Below are 1065 nucleotides of genomic sequence, written 5' to 3' on the forward strand. Positions count from 1 at the left end.
TGTGGGCCAGGTATCCACTGAATCGGGACATCGCCCGACCCGCGCGAAATATGCCGGAGTTCGGTGGCCGTCCGCTCAGCGCAGGACGTACGGCGAGATCGAGCTGCGGTGCTCGCTGATATCCAGGGACTTGCCCAGCGGCGGGAACGCGCGCTGCGGACAGTTGGCGCGTTCGCAGACACGGCAGCCGGCGCCGATCGGGGTGGCCTGGGGCTCGGTGAGGTCCAGGCCGTCGGCGTAGACCACGCGTCCGGCGTGGCGCAATTCGCAGCCCAGGCCGATGGCGAAGGTCTTGCTGGGCTGCCCGTAGCGGGTGGCGCGCCGCTCGACCGTGCGCGCGATCCACAGATATTTGCGGCCGTCGGGCATCTGGGCGATCTGGGTCATGATCCGGCCGGGATAGGCGAAGGTCTCGTACACATTCCACAGCGGACAGGTCCCGCCCGCGGAGGAGAAGTGGAATCCGGTGGCGGACTGGCGTTTCGACATGTTTCCCGCGCGATCCACGCGGACGAACGAGAAGGGCACCCCGCGCAGTTTGGGCCGCTGCAGGGTGGAGAGCCGGTGGCAGATCGTTTCGTAACTCTGCGCGAAGAACGCCGACAGCCGCTCGATGTCGTAGCGGAAATCCTCGGCGACCTCGTGGAAATGCGAGTACGGCAGCACCGTGGCCGCGGCGAAATAGTTGGCGAGGCCGAGTTTCGCGAGCGTACGGGTGTCCTCGGAGGCGAAATTGCCCTCTTCGACCAATTTGTCGATCAGATCACCGCATTCCAGATATGCCAGTTCCGTGGCCAGTTTGAACACGCGCTGACCGCCCGACAGATGCGGGGCGATCTCGAGCTTGCGGGCCTCGGGGTCGTAGCGGTGCAGCACACCCTCGCCCAGGTCGATCCGCTCCACGATCTGCACGCCGTATCCGGTGGTGAGCCGGCGGGTGAGCTCGCGCCGCAGATCACCGCCGTGCAAGCGCATGCGGGTCGCCAATTCCTCTGCGGCGGTATCCAATTCGTGGATGTAGTTCTGGCGCTGATAGAAGAAGTCGCGCACCTCCTCGTGCGGACG

1 protein-coding gene is annotated in these 1065 nt (G+C 65.8%); it reads right to left on the minus strand.

Features of this window, described 5'->3' with window-relative positions; translation table 11 throughout:
• Window positions 1–75: 75 nt before the first annotated feature.
• Window positions 76–1065, minus strand: a 990-nt coding sequence (locus ACGF5C_RS35190) for a short-chain fatty acyl-CoA regulator family protein (protein WP_393308797.1), incomplete at its 5' end; no start/stop codon positions are given.

Source organism: Micromonospora sp. NPDC047620 (assembly GCF_043205005.1).
In the GTDB taxonomy this organism is placed as follows: Bacteria; Actinomycetota; Actinomycetes; order Mycobacteriales; family Micromonosporaceae; genus Micromonospora.